17 protein-coding genes are annotated in these 17370 nt (G+C 61.7%); 10 read left to right on the top strand and 7 right to left on the bottom strand.

Features of this window, described 5'->3' with window-relative positions:
* Positions 1 to 95 precede the first annotated feature (95 nt).
* Together hrcA and U3648_RS03300 are read left to right on the top strand one after the other, a co-directional pair.
* Complete coding sequence (gene hrcA, locus U3648_RS03305) at positions 96 to 1157, top strand: heat-inducible transcriptional repressor HrcA (protein ID WP_420857821.1); 1062 nt, start codon at positions 96 to 98, stop codon at positions 1155 to 1157.
* A gap of 12 nt (positions 1158 to 1169) precedes the next feature.
* Positions 1170 to 1724: a nucleotide exchange factor GrpE gene (locus U3648_RS03300; protein WP_420857820.1), complete on the top strand. Its 555-nt coding sequence runs from the start codon at positions 1170 to 1172 to the stop codon at positions 1722 to 1724.
* Here U3648_RS03300 and mutS read toward each other — a convergent pair.
* A complete protein-coding gene (gene mutS / locus U3648_RS03295; RefSeq protein WP_420857819.1) occupies positions 1721 to 4348 on the bottom strand; it encodes a DNA mismatch repair protein MutS in 2628 nt (875 codons plus the stop codon). The two genes, U3648_RS03300 and mutS, sit on opposite strands and share 4 nt — an antisense overlap.
* Before the next feature lie 131 nt (positions 4349 to 4479).
* Here mutS and U3648_RS03290 point away from each other — a divergent pair, with 131 nt between their 5' ends.
* Together U3648_RS03290 and U3648_RS03285 are read left to right on the top strand one after the other, a co-directional pair.
* Positions 4480 to 6735, top strand: a complete 2256-nt coding sequence (locus U3648_RS03290) for an NADP-dependent malic enzyme (RefSeq protein WP_420857818.1) — start codon at positions 4480 to 4482, stop codon at positions 6733 to 6735.
* On the top strand, positions 6735 to 7601 hold the full coding sequence (locus tag U3648_RS03285; protein ID WP_420857817.1) for a ribokinase: 867 nt from the start codon (positions 6735 to 6737) through the stop codon (positions 7599 to 7601). Before U3648_RS03290 ends, U3648_RS03285 begins: the two co-directional genes overlap by 1 nt.
* Here the strand turns inward: U3648_RS03285 and msrA are convergent.
* A complete protein-coding gene (msrA, locus tag U3648_RS03280; RefSeq protein WP_420857816.1) occupies positions 7598 to 8263 on the bottom strand; it encodes a peptide-methionine (S)-S-oxide reductase MsrA in 666 nt (221 codons plus the stop codon). The genes U3648_RS03285 and msrA overlap by 4 nt on opposite strands.
* A gap of 132 nt (positions 8264 to 8395) precedes the next feature.
* On the opposite strand from msrA, the gene U3648_RS03275 reads away from it, so the two are divergent.
* Positions 8396 to 9307 (top strand): D-amino acid aminotransferase, encoded by a 912-nt coding sequence (locus U3648_RS03275; protein WP_420857815.1) that lies wholly within the window; start codon positions 8396 to 8398, stop codon positions 9305 to 9307.
* Positions 9308 to 9375: 68 nt separating this feature from the next.
* Complete coding sequence (locus tag U3648_RS03270; protein WP_420857814.1) at positions 9376 to 10080, top strand: sulfotransferase-like domain-containing protein; 705 nt, start codon at positions 9376 to 9378, stop codon at positions 10078 to 10080.
* On the opposite strand, the gene U3648_RS03265 is transcribed toward U3648_RS03270, so the two are convergent.
* The 3 genes from U3648_RS03265 to U3648_RS03255 are packed head-to-tail and all read right to left on the bottom strand — an operon-like array spanning position 10070 to position 12074.
* Positions 10070 to 10357: an SCP2 sterol-binding domain-containing protein gene (locus U3648_RS03265; RefSeq protein ID WP_420857813.1), complete on the bottom strand. Its 288-nt coding sequence runs from the start codon at positions 10355 to 10357 to the stop codon at positions 10070 to 10072. The genes U3648_RS03270 and U3648_RS03265 overlap by 11 nt on opposite strands.
* A 23-nt stretch (positions 10358 to 10380) precedes the next feature.
* Entirely contained in the window at positions 10381 to 10851 is a 471-nt protein-coding gene (locus tag U3648_RS03260; RefSeq protein WP_420857812.1) for a GNAT family N-acetyltransferase, read from the bottom strand.
* Positions 10851 to 12074, bottom strand: coding sequence for an argininosuccinate synthase (locus tag U3648_RS03255; RefSeq protein ID WP_420857811.1), 1224 nt, complete (start codon positions 12072 to 12074; stop codon positions 10851 to 10853). Before U3648_RS03255 ends, U3648_RS03260 begins: the two co-directional genes overlap by 1 nt.
* A 165-nt stretch (positions 12075 to 12239) precedes the next feature.
* On the opposite strand from U3648_RS03255, the gene U3648_RS03250 reads away from it, so the two are divergent.
* Positions 12240 to 13007, top strand: a complete 768-nt coding sequence (locus U3648_RS03250; protein ID WP_420857810.1) for a hypothetical protein — start codon at positions 12240 to 12242, stop codon at positions 13005 to 13007.
* Between the two features lie 47 nt (positions 13008 to 13054).
* Here the strand turns inward: U3648_RS03250 and U3648_RS03245 are convergent, their stop codons facing one another.
* Complete coding sequence (locus U3648_RS03245; RefSeq protein WP_420857809.1) at positions 13055 to 13492, bottom strand: NUDIX hydrolase; 438 nt, start codon at positions 13490 to 13492, stop codon at positions 13055 to 13057.
* Positions 13493 to 13622: 130 nt separating this feature from the next.
* The gene (locus U3648_RS03240; protein ID WP_420857808.1) at positions 13623 to 14339 is read right to left on the bottom strand and encodes a hypothetical protein; all 717 of its coding nucleotides are present in this window, start codon (positions 14337 to 14339) and stop codon (positions 13623 to 13625) included.
* A 239-nt stretch (positions 14340 to 14578) separates the two neighbouring features.
* On the opposite strand from U3648_RS03240, the gene hslO reads away from it, so the two are divergent.
* From hslO to U3648_RS03225, 3 genes are read left to right on the top strand one after another with little or no spacing between them, the layout of a single operon-like run.
* Complete coding sequence (gene hslO / locus U3648_RS03235) at positions 14579 to 15580, top strand: Hsp33 family molecular chaperone HslO (RefSeq protein ID WP_420857807.1); 1002 nt, start codon at positions 14579 to 14581, stop codon at positions 15578 to 15580.
* The gene (locus U3648_RS03230; protein WP_420857806.1) at positions 15567 to 16163 is read left to right on the top strand and encodes a CoA pyrophosphatase; all 597 of its coding nucleotides are present in this window, start codon (positions 15567 to 15569) and stop codon (positions 16161 to 16163) included. The genes hslO and U3648_RS03230 overlap by 14 nt, the downstream gene beginning before the upstream one ends.
* On the top strand, positions 16160 to 17326 hold the full coding sequence (locus U3648_RS03225) for a CCA tRNA nucleotidyltransferase (RefSeq protein ID WP_420857805.1): 1167 nt from the start codon (positions 16160 to 16162) through the stop codon (positions 17324 to 17326). The genes U3648_RS03230 and U3648_RS03225 overlap by 4 nt, the downstream gene beginning before the upstream one ends.
* The last annotated feature ends 44 nt before the right edge of the window (positions 17327 to 17370 follow it).

The raw sequence follows: 17370 nt of genomic DNA, 5'->3' as shown, positions 1-17370 counted from the left end.
GGGGGATACGCCGCGCGGACCCGAAATCCAACCCCGATTGACGTTCCGGGACCCACGGTTTTAATTGGCGCGCCTTAGTCAGGGACATTGGGAAGATGTCGAAGAACCCGCTGTTTGACGAGATGAACGAACGGTCGCTCGAAGTGTTTCGTCGGGTGGTCGAAGGCTATCTTGAAACCGGGGCGCCGGTAGGGTCCCGGACACTGACGCGCAGCATGTCGGAAAAGGTCAGCGCCGCGACGATCCGCAATGTCATGCAGGATCTGGAATTTCTTGGTCTTCTGGGCAGCCCGCATATTTCCGCCGGGCGGGTGCCGACGCAGTCGGGCCTGCGCCTGTTTGTCGATGGTTTGCTCGAGGTGTCCTCGCCCAACAACGACGACCGCAGCAAGATCGAAGAGACGCTTGGCACAAATGAATCCGACGTCGGCACGCTTCTGGACCGGGTAGGGTCGGCCCTGTCCGGCGTGACCCATGGCGCCAGCCTTGTCCTGACGCCCAAGCACGAGGCGCCAATCCGCCACGTCGAATTCGTGTCGCTGGGGCCGGACCGGGCGCTTGTGGTTCTGGTCTTTGGCGATGGGCATGTGGAAAACCGTATCTTCACCCCGCCACCGGGGCAGACCCCGTCCTCCATGCGTGAGGCGGCGAATTTCCTGAATTCCATCGTTGAGGGGCACACGCTGTCCGAGCTGGGGCGCGTGATTCAACGCGAAATCGCCAGCCGCCGGCAGGAGATCGACACGCTTGCCCGCGATCTTGTCGAAAGCGGCGCGGCAGTCTGGACCAATGAGGGCGAACCGACCGAACGTCTGATTGTCCGGGGCCGTGGCAACCTCTTGTCGTCCGACGAATCCGGCGAAGACCTAGAACGCATCCGCGCGCTGTTTGACGACCTTGAACGCAAGCGGGACATCGCCGAATTCCTTGAACTGACCGAAGGCGGCGAAGGTGTGCGCATTTTTATCGGCTCAGAGAACAAGCTTTTTTCACTTTCGGGTTCCTCTCTGGTCGTTTCTCCTTATATGAACGCCGACCGAAAGATTATTGGCGCCGTTGGCGTCATCGGTCCGACGCGACTCAATTATGGGCGGGTCGTTCCGATCGTGGATTACACAGCACAGTTGATCGGGCGGATGCTCTCCGACCGGTCGTGAAGGGAAGACAAAATGGCAGAGCAGAACGCCGAACCGAAATCGCTTGAAGAACTGGCCGCCGAAGGCGACGAGATGGACGCGGCAGAGGTAGAGCAAAACGCAGAGCTGGAAACGCTGCGCGCCGAACGGGACGATTTCAAGGATCGTTTCATGCGGGCGCTGGCCGATGCGGAAAACACCCGCAAACGGGCCGAGCGGGACCGGCGCGAGGCCGAGAACTATGGCGGGTCCAAGCTCGCCCGCGATCTGCTGCCGGTCTATGACAACCTTGAACGCGCCCTTCGCATGGCGACCGAAGACGGTAAAGAGGGCGACAAGGCCCTGCTGGAAGGCGTGGAACTGACCATGCGAGAGCTGGTGAACGTGTTCAAGAAGCACGGGATCGAGCCGATCCGCCCTGAACCGGGCGACAAGTTTGATCCGCAGATGCATCAGGCCATGTTCGAAGCGCCGGTTCCTGGCACCAAAGCGGGCGAGATCATCGACGTCTCGACCACCGGCTTCCTGCTGCACGACCGCCTTCTGCGCCCGGCGCAGGTTGGCGTGTCGTCGATGCCGGCAAGCTAGATCAGGCCCTTCAGCTCGTAGATCAGGTTCAGGGCTTCCCGTGGCGTCAGCGCATCGGGAAGCACCTCTTTCAGCCGCTCTTCAACCACGCTTTCCTTGGCCGGGGCGGCCGGTTTGGGGGCGGGGGTTGCCGAAAATAGCGGCAAATCGTCGATCAGCGATTCCCGCGCCTGTCCGCCCTCGCGTTCCCCCTTTTCCAGGGCCTCCAATACAACCCGCGCCCGTTCCACGACCATCGGCGGCAATCCGGCCAGTCGGGCAACCTGCACCCCGTAGGATCGGTCGGCGGTTCCCTTCTTCACCTCGTGAAGAAAGACGACCTCGCCCTCCCACTCCTTGACCGTGACAGTGGCGTTCGCGGCGCCGTCCAATTTGTCTGCCAGCCCGGCCATCTCGTGGTAATGGGTTGCGAACAGCGCCCGGCACCGGTTCACGTCGTGCAGATGTTCCAATGTGGCCCATGCAATCGACAGCCCGTCATAGGTTGCCGTGCCGCGCCCGATTTCATCCAAGATCACCAGTGCCCGGTCATCCGCCTGATTTAGGATCGCGGCGGTTTCGACCATCTCGACCATGAAGGTCGACCGTCCGCTGGCAAGATCATCCGAGGCACCGACCCGGCTGAAAATCTGGCTGACAATCCCGATATGCGCCTCTTTCGCAGGAACATAGCTGCCCATTTGCGCAAGGATCGCAATCAACGCGTTCTGCCGCAGGAAAGTCGACTTACCGGCCATGTTCGGCCCGGTCAGCAGCCAGATGGATGGCCCGCTTAGGTCACAGTCGTTGGCAACGAAACTCTCACCGGATTTACGCAGCGCCTGTTCGACGACAGGGTGCCGACCGCCCGAAATTTCAAAGGCGCGGCTGTCGTCGATCCGGGGGCGCGTCCAGTCCTCGCCCCGGGCAAGGGTGGCGAGCGCAGTCGCAAGATCGAATTCGGCAAGGGCGCGGGCAAGGGCGCCGACCTGTGGCGCGCGATCCAAAATCGCGCCTCTCAGGCTTGAATAGAGCCGCTTTTCAATCTCGAGCGCCCGCCCGCCAGCATTCAGGATCTTGGTTTCGATCTCGCTCAGCTCGACGGTGGTGAACCGCACCTGATTGGCCGTGGTCTGCCGATGGATAAAGGTCTCGGACAGGGGCGGCTTCATCATCTTGTCCGCGTGGGTCGCGGTGGTTTCGATGAAATAGCCCAACACGTTGTTGTGCTTGATCTTCAGCGACGAAATGCCGGACAACTCTGCATAGTCGGCCTGCATTTTCGCGATCACACCGCGCCCCTCGTCCCGCAGGGTTCGTGCCTCGTCCAGATCGGCGTCGTATCCCGGCGCGATGAATCCGCCATCCCGAATCAAAAGCGGCGGTTCCGCCACCAGCGCCTGTTCCAGCAAATCCAGCAGTGCGTCATGCCCGGTCAGGTCGCTCCAGGCCGTAGACAGAAGCGCGGGCAGGTCGACACCGTCCAGTACGCCGGAAATCCGCTCTGCCTGTTCCAGTGAATTGCGGATCGCGGTCATGTCACGCGGCCCCGCCCGGTCCAGCGATAGGCGCGAAAGAGCGCGGTCCACGTCATGCACCCCACGCAGGTAGCTTCGCAGGTCTTCGGTCAGGCGCGGGGCATCGTGAAACACCGCGACGGCGTCCTGACGCGCCTGAATCGTGGCAAGATCACAGGCGGGGCTGGACAATCGCCGCTCCAACAACCGCGCACCGGCGGCCGACACCGTCCGATCCACCACCGAAAGCAACGATCCGGCCCGGCCGCCACCCAGCGCATGGGTCAGTTCCAGCGATTTGCGGGTCGCCGCGTCGATCTGCATCGCCGCGCGCTGCCCCTCCAGAACCGGCGGGCGCAACAAGGGCAGGTTCCCTTTCTGGGTGATCTCCAGATAGTTCACCACCGCCGACATGGCCGCGACCTCGGCCCGGCCAAAGCTGCCAAACGCGTCCAGAGAGGCGACGCGGTAGAGATCGCACAGCCGCGCCTCGCCATTCGTGCTGTCAAAAGCCGCGCGGCCCAGTTCCGTCAGGGATGTGCCGGAATCAGACACTATTCCTGCCAAAACCGGGTCTGATCCTTCGGGCAGCACCACCTCTTTCGGCGCAAGCCGGGCCAGTTCCGGACCCAGACGGGTTTCGGTGCAGGCCATGACCGAAAACGCGCCCGTGGAAATATCCACCCAGGCCAGTGCCGCCGCATCACGGACCTTGGCGAAGGCCGCAAGGAAGTTGTGTCGCCGCGCGTCCAGCAGGGAATCCTCGGTCAGCGTGCCGGGCGTAACCAGCCGCACCACGTCGCGCCGCACCACCGATTTCGATCCGCGCTTTTTCGCCTCGGCCGGGTCTTCCATCTGTTCACAGACGGCCACGCGGAACCCCTTGCGGATCAGGGTCAGCAGGTAATTCTCGGCGGCATGAACCGGCACGCCGCACATCGGGATGTCCTCGCCCAGATGCTGACCGCGCTTGGTCAGCGCGATATCCAACGCCTCGGCGGCCGCCACCGCATCGTCAAAGAACATCTCGTAGAAATCGCCCATCCGATAGAACAGGAGCGACCCGGGATGGTTCTCCTTGATCTCCAGATATTGCGCCATCATCGGCGTAACGCCGGCAGCTGCCATGATATCCCCCGTGGACGTGTTTCGGCAGAACCTAACCAGCCGATGTTAGCGACGAAAGCCGAAAAGCTGACCATTGCGGGCTGAATGTCGTGCAGTTATGCCGAAAGGACGGTTTCGGAGGAAAGACAGGCATGGCCAAGGTAAAGCACACGCGCGAAGAGGCGCTTCGGTTCCACATGGAACCCACCCCCGGCAAATGGGAGGTGAAGGCGACCGTGCCGATGACCACCCAGCGCGACCTGTCGCTGGCCTATTCCCCCGGTGTCGCCGTGCCTTGCGAGGATATCGCGGCAAATCCCGAACTCGCCTATGACTACACCAACAAGGGCAACCTTGTTGCGGTCATCTCGAACGGGACCGCCGTTCTGGGCCTTGGCAACCTTGGCGCGCTCGGCTCCAAGCCGGTGATGGAGGGTAAGTCGGTCCTGTTCAAACGCTTCGCCGACGTCAACTCGATCGACATCGAACTGGATACCGAAGACCCCGAAGAGATCATCAACGCGATCAAGCTGATGGGCCCCACCTTCGGCGGCATCAACCTCGAAGACATCAAGGCACCGGAATGCTTCATCATCGAAAGCCGCCTGAAAGAGATGATGGACATCCCCGTCTTCCACGATGACCAGCACGGCACGGCGGTCATCTGCGCGGCGGGGCTGATCAACGCGCTGCACCTGTCCGGCAAGAAGATCGAAGACTGCAAGATCGTGTTGAACGGGGCCGGGGCCGCCGGGATCGCCTGTCTTGAACTGGTCAAGGCAATGGGCGCGCGCCATGACAATTGTATCATGTGCGACACCAAGGGCGTGATCTATCAGGGCCGGACCGAGGGCATGAACCAATGGAAATCGGCTCATGCCGCCGTGACCGACGCCCGCACCCTGGAAGAGGCGATGAAAGATGCCGACGTCTTCCTTGGCGTGTCGGCAAAGGGGGCAGTCACGCCCGATATGGTCGCCTCGATGGCGCCGAACCCTGTCATTTTCGCCATGGCCAACCCCGACCCGGAGATCACCCCGGAAGAGGCGCATGAGGTCCGCGAGGATGCCATCGTCGCCACCGGCCGGTCTGACTATCCGAACCAGGTCAACAACGTGCTCGGCTTTCCCTACCTGTTCCGCGGTGCGCTCGATATCCACGCCCGCGCGATCAACGACGAGATGAAAATCGCCTGTGCGGAGGCGCTTGCCGAACTGGCCCGGCAGGACGTGCCGGACGAGGTCGCCATGGCCTATGGGCGCAAGCTGACCTTCGGTCGCGACTATATCATCCCGACCCCCTTCGATCCGCGACTGATCCACGTGATCCCGCCTGCCGTAGCCAAGGCCGGGATGGAAACCGGCGTAGCCCGCCGCCCGATCATCGACATGGAAGGCTATACACTTTCGCTGAAATCCCGCATGGACCCGACGGCGCATATCCTGCGCGGCATCCATGCCCGCGCCCGCGCCGCGCAGGCCACGATGATCTTTGCCGAAGGCGACGATCCCCGCGTTCTGCGTGCCGCCGTGCAATATCAGCGGTCCGGTCTGGGCAAGGCGCTGGTCGTGGGGCGTGACAGCGACGTGCGCGAGAAGCTGACCGCCGAAGGTCTGGCCGATGCCGTGTCCGAGATCGAGGTGGTCAACGCCGCCAACACCGCGCATCTCGATAGCTACAAAAGCTTCCTGTACGACCGGCTCCAGCGCAAAGGCTTTGACCGAACCGATATTCACCGGCTTGCCGCGCGGGACCGGCACGTATTCTCGGCCCTGATGCTGGCGCACGGGCATGGCGACGGCATGGTGACCGGTGCTACCCGGAAATCCGCCCATGTTCTGGAACTGATCAACCACGTTTTCGACGCCGATATCACCTCGGGCGCGGTCGGGGTTTCTGCCGTGCTGCACAACGGGCGGATCGTGCTGATCTCGGACACGCTTGTGCACGAATGGCCGGACGAAAATGATCTGGCCGATATCGCGGTCCGCTCTGCCGCCGTCGCCCGCGACTTCGGGCTTGAGCCGCGCGTGGCCTTCCTGTCATTCTCGACCTTCGGCTACCCGGTGTCTGAACGGGCGGAGAAGATGCACCGCGCTCCAAAGGTTCTGGACAGCCGTAACGTGGATTTCGAGTACGAAGGCGAAATGACCGTCGACGTGGCGCTGAACCCGAAAGCGCAGGAATATTATCCGTTCTCGCGCCTGACCGGTCCGGCGAACGTGCTGGTCGTGCCCGCACGGCACTCGGCCTCGATCTCGGTCAAGCTGATGCAGGAAATGGCCGGGGCCACCGTGATCGGCCCGATCCTTGCCGGTGTGGAAAAACCGATCCAGATCTGTTCGACCGTCTCCACCGTCAACGACATCGTCAATATGGCCGCGCTTGCCGCGTCCAAGGTGGGCTGATGACGGTCTGGAATCTCGGCTCTATCAACGCGGATTTCGTCTATTCCGTGCCGCATATCCCGGAACCGGGCGAAACGCTGGGGTCAACCGGGCGCAAGCTGTATCTAGGTGGCAAGGGCGCGAATATGTCCGTCGCCGCCGCGCGGGCCGGGGCCACTGTCCGGCATATCGGTGCGGTGGGCGAAGACGGGCGCTGGGCGATTGACCGGCTGCGGGACTACGGCGTCGGGACCAAGGATATCGCGGTGATCGACGTGGAAACCGCGCAGGCAATCATCATGGTCGATCCGCAGGGTGAAAACGCCATCATTCTGCACCACGGCGCCAATTTCGCGATACCGTTTCACCGTGTGCAGGCGGCGCTTTCCCATGCGCGCCCGGATGATTGGCTCGTCGCCCAGAACGAAACCACGCTTCAGACCGAAACCCTAGCGCTGGGCAAGGAACGCGGCCTTCGGATCGCCTATGCTGCCGCTCCGTTTTCGGCCCGGGCCGTTCAGGATGTGCTGCCGCTTTTGGATTTCCTGATCCTCAACGATGTCGAGGCGCGACAGCTTCAGGCGGCAACCGGTCAGGCCCCGTCGGACCTTCCGGTCGCCGATGTGATCGTCACCCGTGGCGGTGATGGGGCGACATGGTTCGGCGCAGAAGGCCCGGTCGAGATTGCCCCGGTTCCGGTCACGCCCGTCGATACCACTGGCGCAGGGGACACCTTCACCGGCTACGTCCTCGCCGGGCTCGATCTGGGGCAGGGCATGGCCGATGCGCTGTCACTGGCGTCCCGTGCCGGGGCGCTGATGGTCACCCGGCACGGCACCTCTGACGTGATCCCGACCCTGGAAGAGGTCCGCGCCTTCCGGCCTTAGTGGCGCGCAAAGGGTGCGGCATCCCCCCAAAGCTGGCGAACCCGCTGATCCCGGCCACAGGCCTCGCGATAAAACGCATAGGCATTCGCCTGTGTCTTCGGCCCGCGCCGGGTCAGAACCACGGACGTCCCACGGTAATAGTTCTGGTGATAGGCCTCCGCCTCGTAAAACGGCGCGGCGGCAAGGATCGGGGTCACGATCCGCTGGCCAAGGGCCGATTGCGCATCGGCGATCGCGGCCCGCGCCGCGGCCTCTTGCGCCTGTGTAGAGACGAAAATCGCTGTGCGATAGCTGCTACCCCGGTCACAGAACTGACCACCCGCGTCGGTCGGGTCAACGGACCGCAGAAACAGGTCCAGCAATTGGCGATAGCTGATCTGATCCGCGTCATAGGTGATCTCGACCGCCTCGTAATGGCCGGTGCGCTGGGTCTTCACATCGTCATAGGTTGGGTTGGCCAGCGTGCCGCCGGTATAGCCCGACACCACCTCGCGCACGCCGCGCACAGATTCGAAATCGGACTCGACACACCAGAAACAGCCACCCGCCACGGCCATGCGCTGGATATCGCGGGCCTGCGCGGGCTGGGACGTCAGCGCGGCACCGACAAAAATCGCAACCGCCAGCGCGGCCGTTTTGAACGTTTCAATCTTGATAAACATGGGGCTCTCCTTTGCGGTCACGCTGGCGAAGGCGGCCCACACTGTCCACTCACCCCCGCGTGAGTTCACGCGCTCTTTACCCCTTGGAACATTTCCGGCGCCGCCCTAGCCTGCGCCGAAACGGAGGGCCCGATGACCGATCATGTAACAACGCACCAGGCGGCGGAAGACGCCCGTAATGACAGCATCCTGATCTATCTCAACGGCACGATCGTGCCCAAGGCGCAGGCAATGGTCAGCGTCTATGACAGTGGTTTCATGCTGGGCGATGGGGTGTGGGAAGGGCTGCGCCTCTATGACGGACACTGGGCCTTTCTTGGCGAACATATGGACCGGCTGTTCGAGGCGGCAAAGGCCATCGACCTTGATATCGGAATGACGCGGGACCAGGTCATTTCCGCCTTGTTAGAGACGCAAAAGGCCAACGGCATGACCACCGACGCCCATGCGCGGCTGATGGTGACACGAGGGGTCAAGACGCGTCCCTTCCAGCACCCTTCGCTGTCGCGTCAGGGGCCGACCGTGACGATCATCATGGAACATTCCAAACCGTCGATTCCGCGTCCGATCCGGCTTGCCACGGTGCCGCATATCAGGGGCCTTCCCATGACGCAGGATCCGAAACTCAACAGCCATTCAAAACTGAACTGCATCCTTGCCTGTATCGCCGCCGAAAAGGCGGGCGCAGACGAGGCCCTGATGCTGGATGTGCATGGCTTCGTGAACACGACCAACGCCTGCAACTTCTTCATCGTGCGCAAGGGCGCGGTTTGGACCAGCACCGGCGACTACTGCATGAACGGGATTACCCGGCAAAAGGTGATCGACGTGTGTCGGGCAGAAGGTATCCCGGTGTTCGAACGCAACTACAGCCTTGTCGATACATATGGCGCGGACGAGGCGTTCCTGACCGGCACCTTTGGGGCGCAAACGCCGGTTGGCGAAATCGACGGCCGCCAGATCGGCACGGGCGAAATGGGACCGATGACGCGCCGCATCCGCGACCTCTACAAGGCGCTCGTCGCGGCGGATGCAGGGCGTTAGGCGATGTACAAACCGGGCATTGCCACCTGTCGTAATTGTACAAACCGGGACAACTTCGGAGGCAGAGCATGAAAATCGCGATGTGGAGCGGGCCGCGAAACCTGTCGACCGCAATGATGTATTCCTTCGGCGCCCGCGATGATTTCGCCATCTGGGACGAACCGTTCTATGCGCCCTATCTGGCGGCGACGGGCCTTGACCACCCCATGCGGGACAAGATCATCGCGACCCATGAAAGCGATCCGGCAAAGGTCGCCGCACGCTGCGCTGGTCCGGTGCCGAACGGGAAAAAACACTGGTATATGAAGCACATGCCGCTTCACATGATCGATGGATTCCCGCTCGATTGGGCGGGGGACTGCGTGAATGTGCACCTGATCCGGCACCCCGCCCGCGTGATCGCCTCCTATGCGGCCAAGCGGGAAAACCCGACCCTTGATGATATTGGCTACCGTCAACATCTGGAGCTGTTCAAACGGTTCCCTGGCCTGGTGATCGACAGTTCCGACATCCGCGACAACCCCGAAGGAATGCTGAAAAAACTGTGTGAAACCATAGGTTTGGATTGGAATCCCGCTGCGCTGCACTGGCCTGCCGGTGGCCGCACTGAGGACGGCATCTGGGCCAGCCACTGGTATGGCGCGATCCACAAATCCACGGGTTTCGCCGGGGCGGAAGGCCCGCTTCCCACCCTGTCCGGAGAGGCCGCGCGCCTCGCCGCAGCGGCCCTACCGTATTACGAAGCCCTCGCCGCGGAAAAGATCACCCTTTAAGCAGGCTCGCCAGCTTCATCGCAACGGCGGGGTTGCCGCTGATCCTGAGCTTGCCGAGGGCCAGTCCGGTCATCGGGTTAAGCTTTCCAGTCAATAGCTTACCCAAATTATCGGCGCTGATCCTGATGGTACAATCCGCGTCCGTGTCAACGCGACTGACGCCCTCTTGCGACAGCAGGATGACGCCATCATCCCCACAGTCAAACTTGAGCCGGTCTTCGAAAGTGACTTTCGACGCGCCCGCTTGCATCATCGAAAATATGTCGTCAATCGTCATACATTGTCCATGTGATCAAGGGGTTACGTGTCCGACAGGATCTTCACCATCTGCACCTCGCCGTCGATCAGATGCCCGGTGCGAACAAACCCGTTCCTTAGGTAGAACCCCTCGGCACCGTCCTCCACGTCCACGAATGACAACGACAGGCGGGACAATCCCCACTCCCGAGCGACGACTTCTGCCTCGGCAATCGCCGCGCGGCCATAGCCTTTGCCCTGATAATCCGCCCCGATCATCAGCCGCCAGATATAGGCAGACTTGCGGTCGTCGGCTTCTTCCGGGTCGGGGTATCTGGACATGTCGATCATCGCAAGCAACCCGACAGCCGTCTCCCCATCCCAAAGCCCCCAAACGGCAGAGGCCGGTTCATAGGCCTGCTGCGCGATGGTGATTTCATTAGGTGCAACAAGGGGTTGCTGGTTCTCCAGCACCTTGAGGCGGAACAGCGCCCGAAGCGACCCTCGGTCAACCGGGCGCCGTTCCAAGGCCATTACTTCAGCCGGTTGTTCCGCGCGGCGAGCAGCTTTAGCCGCAGCGCGTTCAGCTGGATGAAGCCGGCGGCGTCTTTCTGATCGTAGGCACCGGCGTCGTCTTCAAAGGTCACATGCGCCTCTGAGTAGAGCGAGTGGTCGGACCAGCGGCCAACGCAGTTCACCGAACCCTTGTAGAGCTTCAGGCGAACCGTGCCGGTCACGTGTTCCTGGCTCTTGTCGATGGCCGCCTGCAGCATTTCCCGTTCCGGCGAGAACCAGAAACCGTTGTAGATCAGCTCGGCATAGCGGGGCATCAGGCTGTCCTTGAGGTGGCCCGCGCCGCTGTCCAGCGTGATCTGTTCGATGCCGCGATGGGCCTCGAGCAGGACCGTGCCGCCCGGGGTTTCATAGATACCGCGGGATTTCATGCCGACAAATCGGTTTTCGACGAAATCCAGCCGTCCGATGCCGTGCTTGCCGCCGAGTTCGTTCAGCTTGGTCAGGATCGTGGCGGGCGACATTGCCTCGCCGTTGATGGAGACCGCATCGCCTTTTTCAAAGCCGATCTCGACATACTCGGGCGAATCCGGCGCGTCCTCGGGGCTGACCGTGCGCTGGTAGACGTAATCGGGTGCCATTTCGGCGGGATCTTCCAGAACCTTCCCCTCGGAGGAGGTGTGCAGAAGGTTGGCGTCCACGCTGAACGGGGCCTCGCCGCGTTTGTCCTTGGCAATCGGAATCTGGTTTTCCTCGGCAAAGGCCAGAAGCTTCGTGCGCGAGGACAAATCCCATTCCCGCCAGGGCGCGATGACCTTGATATTCGGGTCGAGCGCATAGGCAGACAGTTCGAAACGAACCTGATCGTTGCCCTTGCCAGTGGCGCCGTGGGCGACCGCATCTGCCCCGGTTTCATGGGCGATTTCGACCAGACGCTTGGAAATCAGCGGACGGGCGATAGAGGTGCCGAGTAGATAGAGCCCCTCATAGACTGCATTGGCGCGGAACATCGGGAAGACGAAATCGCGCACGAATTCCTCGCGCACATCTTCGATGTAGATGTTCTCTGGCTTGATCCCCAGAAGCTCGGCCTTTTTGCGTGCGGGCTCCAGTTCCTCGCCCTGACCAAGGTCGGCGGTAAAGGTGACAACCTCACAGCCGTATTCGGTTTGCAGCCACTTGAGGATGATCGAGGTATCAAGGCCGCCTGAATAGGCAAGCACGACTTTCTTGGGGGCAGACATTTCCGCGTTCCTTCGTCTTACAGTCCGGGGCGAAATACGGGTTTTTTCACCTGCCTGCAAGCAAAGCGGATTGACCTGCAAAGGGGCCAATGCAACTGTTCGGGAAATTTTGGGTTAGTGGAGATTTTGACCATGAGTTGGCAAATTGTTAAGCACGCATTTTCAATGGTTTTCGGGAACCTGTCGGACGCGATCAAGGCGTCACTGGTCCCGATCCTGGTGGCGGTTGCCGCGATCCTGATCGCGGTAGTCGTCTTCAAGATGCCCTTGTCCATGGTGTCGGGTAGCGGTGATCCGGCACAGATGATGATGATGACCCCCCCGGCCAGCGCTTATCTCGGCCTTCTCCTGATCATTGTCGTGTATGTATTCGTCTTCGGCTGGATTGCCGTGACTTGGCACCGCTATGTTCTGCTGGAAGAATATCCCGCGTCGGTTCCTGCCATCTCGGGCCGCCCGATCTGGAGCTACATTGGCAAGTCGATCCTGATCGGCCTGCTTATTGGTCTGGTTTCCATCCCGCTGGTTTTCGTTATCGGGCTTTTGGGCGCGGGCGTGTCGATGGGCGGCGGCGGAATGGGTGGTGCGATGGTGGTCGGAGCCATCGTGGGCCTAATCATTGGCGCAATTCTGTCGTGGATCTGGTTCCGGACCGCGATTGTCCTTCCGGGGACTGCGATCGGGAAGCCGATGAAGATCGGCGAAGGTTGGAGAGCGACCGCGGCCCTGTCCGGAACGATTTTCAAGACAACACTTATCATCGTGGCGCTCAACGTGGTGGCGACGCTTGTGGTTTCGTTGGTTTCGGCCGGGATTCCGATCATCGGTGCGATCCTCAACCTTGGGGTGACCTGGGTTACGCTGATGGTCGGTGCAAGCCTTTTGACCACCCTTTATGGACATGTCGTCGAAGGTCGACCTCTGATCGACTGATCGGTTTGGTGGTCAGGATTGATGCGCGCCCAATCGGGCGCGCATTCCTATTGGGTCAAGGCATTGACAAAGGCGCGGTCACCCGGGCTGGCGATCAGGTGCGCCGCCTCTGCGATCGGTAGCCAGACGGCCGTGTGATCCTTTTCGACAGGATCACCAAGGCGAAGGACCGGGCGCGCCAGATAGATGTGGCACAGCTTTTCCGCCCATCTGTCATATTCCGGCATGTAACAGAACCGGCGGTAGGCCCCGACGCGCAACGGTTCGGCAATTCGCCAACCGGTTTCTTCCAGAACCTCTCGATGAAGCGCCGGGATCGGGTGTTCGCCGGGGTCGATCCCGCCACCGGGAAGCTGGAATTCGTTGAACTGTCCCGCCTGAAAGGTGCAGAGAATGTCGCCCCCGCGCGGCAGCATCACGTATACACCGGGCCGGATACGATAATCTTGCCCTGCGACAACCGGCTCTCCGTATCTTCGGATCATGATTGGTTCCGTCAGAATTTCCCGGCCACCGGAATGGCATCCGGCGAAAAAGTTGGCAAGTCGCACGCAAATCAAAAGGGCAGGCGCAACGAGTGCGCCTGCCCTTCATGAGCCCGGGAGGGGCCGGTTCTTACTTCTGGCACCCGGCTTCAAAAACTGCGAGTGCTTCGGGCGAAAGCTCGCGGCCGCCAGTGGCGTCGTTCAGCGCAACGCTCTTTGCATCCGCAAGAACCAGATACTGGTCGATTGCGGTCTTGTCGGCCTCAAGCGACAGGTTGGCCTGCTGCAGGGTGGAAATCTGACCGTTGATCGCGTCGATCTCGGTCTGCTGGGTGGTCGGGTCCAGCCCGGCCAGCTGGCCCTGAAGATCGGTGATCGCACCAGTGTTCTGCGTGATCGTGGCGTCGATCACGGCAACCTGATCGGCAAGTTCTTCATCGCTCAGCGCCGACAGTTCCGGCGACAGGGCGTCGCGGGCGGTATCTGCTTCGGCTTTGGCGACATAGAAGGTGCTGATGCGGCCGACGTTGCTGTTCGCGCTGGCGTTCGCCATTGCATTTTCATTGGCGCACATAGCGTTCAGGTTGCGCAGTTCGCGGGCAATCGCGCCGTTGCCGTTTGCGCCGGGGTTCTCGGGGCGGCCCGTGTTCTGGCTGTTGCCACGCTGTTCGGACCCACGGTTGGTGCGATCCCGGTCGCGGCCGCGGTTGGAGTTTCCATTCCCGTTTCCGTTTCCCCGGCCGGCAGCAAAGGCCGTGTCGGCGGTCGTGAACAGGGTGACCGTACTTAGGGCGGTCAGCGAAAGAGTGGCGCACAGGGCGGCGGAAAGCATTTTGCGAGCGGTCATGGCATCCTCGAATGTCTCGGTTGGCAGGTGGCTGCTTTGGTCTTTGGCACCAGAAAAAGGACAAATTGCGGCGAATCTAGGTTAATGCTCGGGTGTCGCCACAATTCGCGGGATTTCGCCAAATATACCTGACCTTTGGCAACCTTCTGCCCTTTTCTTTCGAAAATGGACCTTGGACCCGCGACTTGTCGGACCTATATCGGCGCGGTATTCCACTCCCGCACAACAAGGAAGAGCCGATGACCCTTGGCAGCCAGATCGCCTGGGACGACACCGTCCTGCCGTTTCAACTGGACCGGTCCGACATTCGGGGCCGGGTGGCCCGGCTTGATGGGGTTCTGGATCAGATCCTTGCGCAACATGACTATCCGCCTGAAGTCGAAGCGCTTGTGGCTGAGATGGCTTTGCTGACCGCGCTAATTGGGCAGACGGTAAAACTGCGTTGGAAGCTGTCGCTGCAGGTGCGCGGTGACGGGCCCATCCGTTTGATCGCAACCGATTACTACGGCCCCACCGAAGACGGCGCGGCCGCCCGCGTCCGGGCCTACGCCAGCTTTGACGCGGATCGGCTGGAGCCGGGGGCGGACCCGTTCACTCAGGTCGGCAAGGGGTATTTCGCGATCCTGATCGACCAGGGCAAGGGCATGACCCCCTATCAGGGGATCACGCCGATTTCGGGCGGGTCGCTTCTGGCCTGCGCGGAAACCTATTTCGCGCAATCGGAACAGCTTCCGACCCGGTTTTCCTTGTCCTATGGGCGGTCGCAGATGCCGGGCGAGGCGGAACATTGGCGCGCCGGTGGCGTGATGTTGCAGCACATGCCCAAAGCATCGCCCTTTGTCGCCTCGGACGGGGGCAGCGGCGAAGACGGGCTGTTGCAGGCCGAAGATATGCTGAACACGGATGAGACTGAAAGCTGGACCCGGGCGAACGTGCTTTTGGATACAGTCGAGGATCTTGAGCTGATCGGACCGACGGTGCAGCCGACGGATCTGCTTGTCCGGCTGTTCCATGAGGAAGCGCCGAGGGTCTTTGATGCCCAACCGGTCAAGTTCGGATGTTCCTGTTCGGCGGACCGCGTTCGGGAAAGCCTGTCGATCTATTCGGCCAAGGACATTGCCCATATGACCACCGACGATGGTATCGTGACCGCCGATTGCCAGTTTTGCGGCGCGCATTACGAATTCGACCCGACCACCCTTGGGTTCGAGGCGACGAAAGGCCCGGATGACGGAAACTGAGATCAGGGACAGGCTTCTGGCCGCATTGACCCGGAACGACGGCGCGTCGTCGGATTTCGATCTGAATCCCGACGTCGCCCTTCCGCCCAATCGGGTGCTGCGCCCCGCGGCGGTTCTTGTCCCTGTGATGGCTGAAGGGAACGACATCGTTCTGACCAAGCGCTCTGCCCGGTTGAAACACCATCCCGGGCAGATCGCCTTTCCCGGAGGAAAGCAGGACCCGACCGATGCCACCCTTGCGGACACCGCCCTGCGCGAGGCGGAAGAGGAGATTGGCCTGTCGCGAGACATGGTCGAAGTCTTGGGTGCGCTGCCAACCCATGAGACGGTGACCAGTTTTACGGTCACGCCGATCGTCGGACTGGTCCACGGCGCGCCATCTTTCCGGCCAGAGGCTGGCGAGGTTGAAGAGGTGTTTCGGGTCCCGTTCGCGCATCTTGCCGACCCGATGAATTTTCGCGTTGAAGGTCGGCGTTGGCAGGGTCGGAAGCGGTACTATTTCACCGCGCCATTTGGCCCCTATTATATCTGGGGCGCGACCGCGCGCATCCTGCGGGGTCTGGCGGACAGGTTGACGCGATGACAGAAGCCCTCCGGATCGAAGCGGATTGGTTGACCTCTGACGGCGCGCGCCGGGTTTGTGCGATGCTGACGGACACGGGATATGATGCGTGGTTCGTTGGCGGCTGCGTCCGCAACGCGATTTTGGATGAACCCGTGGCCGATCTGGATATTTCCACCAACGCGCGTCCGGAACAGGTGCTTTCGCTGGCGCAGGACAAGGGGCTGACGGCCGTTCCCACAGGCATTGACCACGGAACCGTGACGGTCGTGGTCGATCACATCCCCTATGAAATCACCACCTATCGGCGGGACGTGGCGACCGACGGGAGGCGGGCTGTCGTCGCCTTTGCCGACACTATCGAAGAAGATGCCGCGCGGCGCGATCTGACGATCAACGCGCTTTACGCCGGACCGGATGGCCGGGTGGTCGATCCGCTTGGAGGGTTGCCCGACCTTCTGGCCCGCCGCATCCGGTTCATCGGAGATCCGTTCGACCGCATCCGCGAGGATTATCTGCGGATTCTGCGGTTTTTTCGGTTCTACGCCTGGTATGGCGATCCTTCCGAGGGGCTGGACCCTGATGGTCTGGCCGCGTGTGCCGAGCTGGCGGAAGGGGTCGAGACCCTGTCACGCGAACGGATCGGGCATGAAATCCGCAAGCTGCTGCAGGCACCCGATCCGGGCCCGGCCCTTGCATCCATGGCCCGATGCGGGGTGTTGATGCGGCTTTTGCCCGGGGCCTCTGCTGCGCAGATCCCGGTGCTGGTCCATGTGGAAGAGGAGGCCGGGTTTTGCCCCGGCCTGATCCGTCGCTTTGTTGCGCTGGGGGGCGAGGATGCGGATGACCGTCTGCGGCTGTCGAAGGCGGAAGTTCGCGAGGTCGACCGGGTGCGCAACGCGCTTGAGAGCGGAGGAAGACCTGCGGAACTGGGCTATCGGCACGGGGTTGAGGCCGCGACCGACGCGCTGCTTTTGCGGGCCGTGATGGAAAACCGGACTGCAACGCAGGATGAACTTGAACAAGCTCGGATGGGGTCAGAGGCGAGATTTCCTATCGCCGCCGCTGACCTGATGCCGGGTGTCTCCGGGCCAGCACTCGGCGCAGCGCTGCGTGATCTGGAAGACCGCTGGGTCGCATCGGGGTTCCGGATGACCCGCGATGAATTGCTGACCTTCCGATAAAAACGGATGACAGACGGCAATTGCCGGGGTAAGGACAAGTAGCA

It is taken from the genome of Marivivens marinus (genome assembly GCF_035969385.1).
Classification (GTDB): Bacteria; Pseudomonadota; Alphaproteobacteria; order Rhodobacterales; family Rhodobacteraceae; genus SELP01.
Note: the sequence above shows the minus strand (reverse complement) of the source record. Positions and strands in the feature narration are given on the sequence as shown.

What these genes read in the sequence shown, in the direction of transcription:
- U3648_RS03240 (WP_420857808.1), bottom strand. Translation starts at nt 14,339, where the DNA reads ATGACCGCTCGCAAAATGCTTTCCGCCGCCCTGTGCGCCACTCTTTCG.
- U3648_RS03245 (WP_420857809.1), bottom strand. Translation starts at nt 13,492, where the DNA reads ATGATCCGAAGATACGGAGAGCCGGTTGTCGCAGGGCAAGATTATCGT.
- U3648_RS03225 (WP_420857805.1), top strand. Translation starts at nt 16,160, where the DNA reads ATGACAGAAGCCCTCCGGATCGAAGCGGATTGGTTGACCTCTGACGGC.
- U3648_RS03275 (WP_420857815.1), top strand. Translation starts at nt 8,396, where the DNA reads ATGACCGATCATGTAACAACGCACCAGGCGGCGGAAGACGCCCGTAAT.
- hrcA (WP_420857821.1), top strand. Translation starts at nt 96, where the DNA reads ATGTCGAAGAACCCGCTGTTTGACGAGATGAACGAACGGTCGCTCGAA.
- U3648_RS03265 (WP_420857813.1), bottom strand. Translation starts at nt 10,357, where the DNA reads ATGACGATTGACGACATATTTTCGATGATGCAAGCGGGCGCGTCGAAA.
- U3648_RS03285 (WP_420857817.1), top strand. Translation starts at nt 6,735, where the DNA reads ATGACGGTCTGGAATCTCGGCTCTATCAACGCGGATTTCGTCTATTCC.
- mutS (WP_420857819.1), bottom strand. Translation starts at nt 4,348, where the DNA reads ATGGCAGCTGCCGGCGTTACGCCGATGATGGCGCAATATCTGGAGATC.
- U3648_RS03250 (WP_420857810.1), top strand. Translation starts at nt 12,240, where the DNA reads ATGGTTTTCGGGAACCTGTCGGACGCGATCAAGGCGTCACTGGTCCCG.
- U3648_RS03255 (WP_420857811.1), bottom strand. Translation starts at nt 12,074, where the DNA reads ATGTCTGCCCCCAAGAAAGTCGTGCTTGCCTATTCAGGCGGCCTTGAT.
- U3648_RS03290 (WP_420857818.1), top strand. Translation starts at nt 4,480, where the DNA reads ATGGCCAAGGTAAAGCACACGCGCGAAGAGGCGCTTCGGTTCCACATG.
- hslO (WP_420857807.1), top strand. Translation starts at nt 14,579, where the DNA reads ATGACCCTTGGCAGCCAGATCGCCTGGGACGACACCGTCCTGCCGTTT.
- U3648_RS03260 (WP_420857812.1), bottom strand. Translation starts at nt 10,851, where the DNA reads ATGGCCTTGGAACGGCGCCCGGTTGACCGAGGGTCGCTTCGGGCGCTG.
- U3648_RS03230 (WP_420857806.1), top strand. Translation starts at nt 15,567, where the DNA reads ATGACGGAAACTGAGATCAGGGACAGGCTTCTGGCCGCATTGACCCGG.
- U3648_RS03270 (WP_420857814.1), top strand. Translation starts at nt 9,376, where the DNA reads ATGAAAATCGCGATGTGGAGCGGGCCGCGAAACCTGTCGACCGCAATG.
- msrA (WP_420857816.1), bottom strand. Translation starts at nt 8,263, where the DNA reads ATGTTTATCAAGATTGAAACGTTCAAAACGGCCGCGCTGGCGGTTGCG.
- U3648_RS03300 (WP_420857820.1), top strand. Translation starts at nt 1,170, where the DNA reads ATGGCAGAGCAGAACGCCGAACCGAAATCGCTTGAAGAACTGGCCGCC.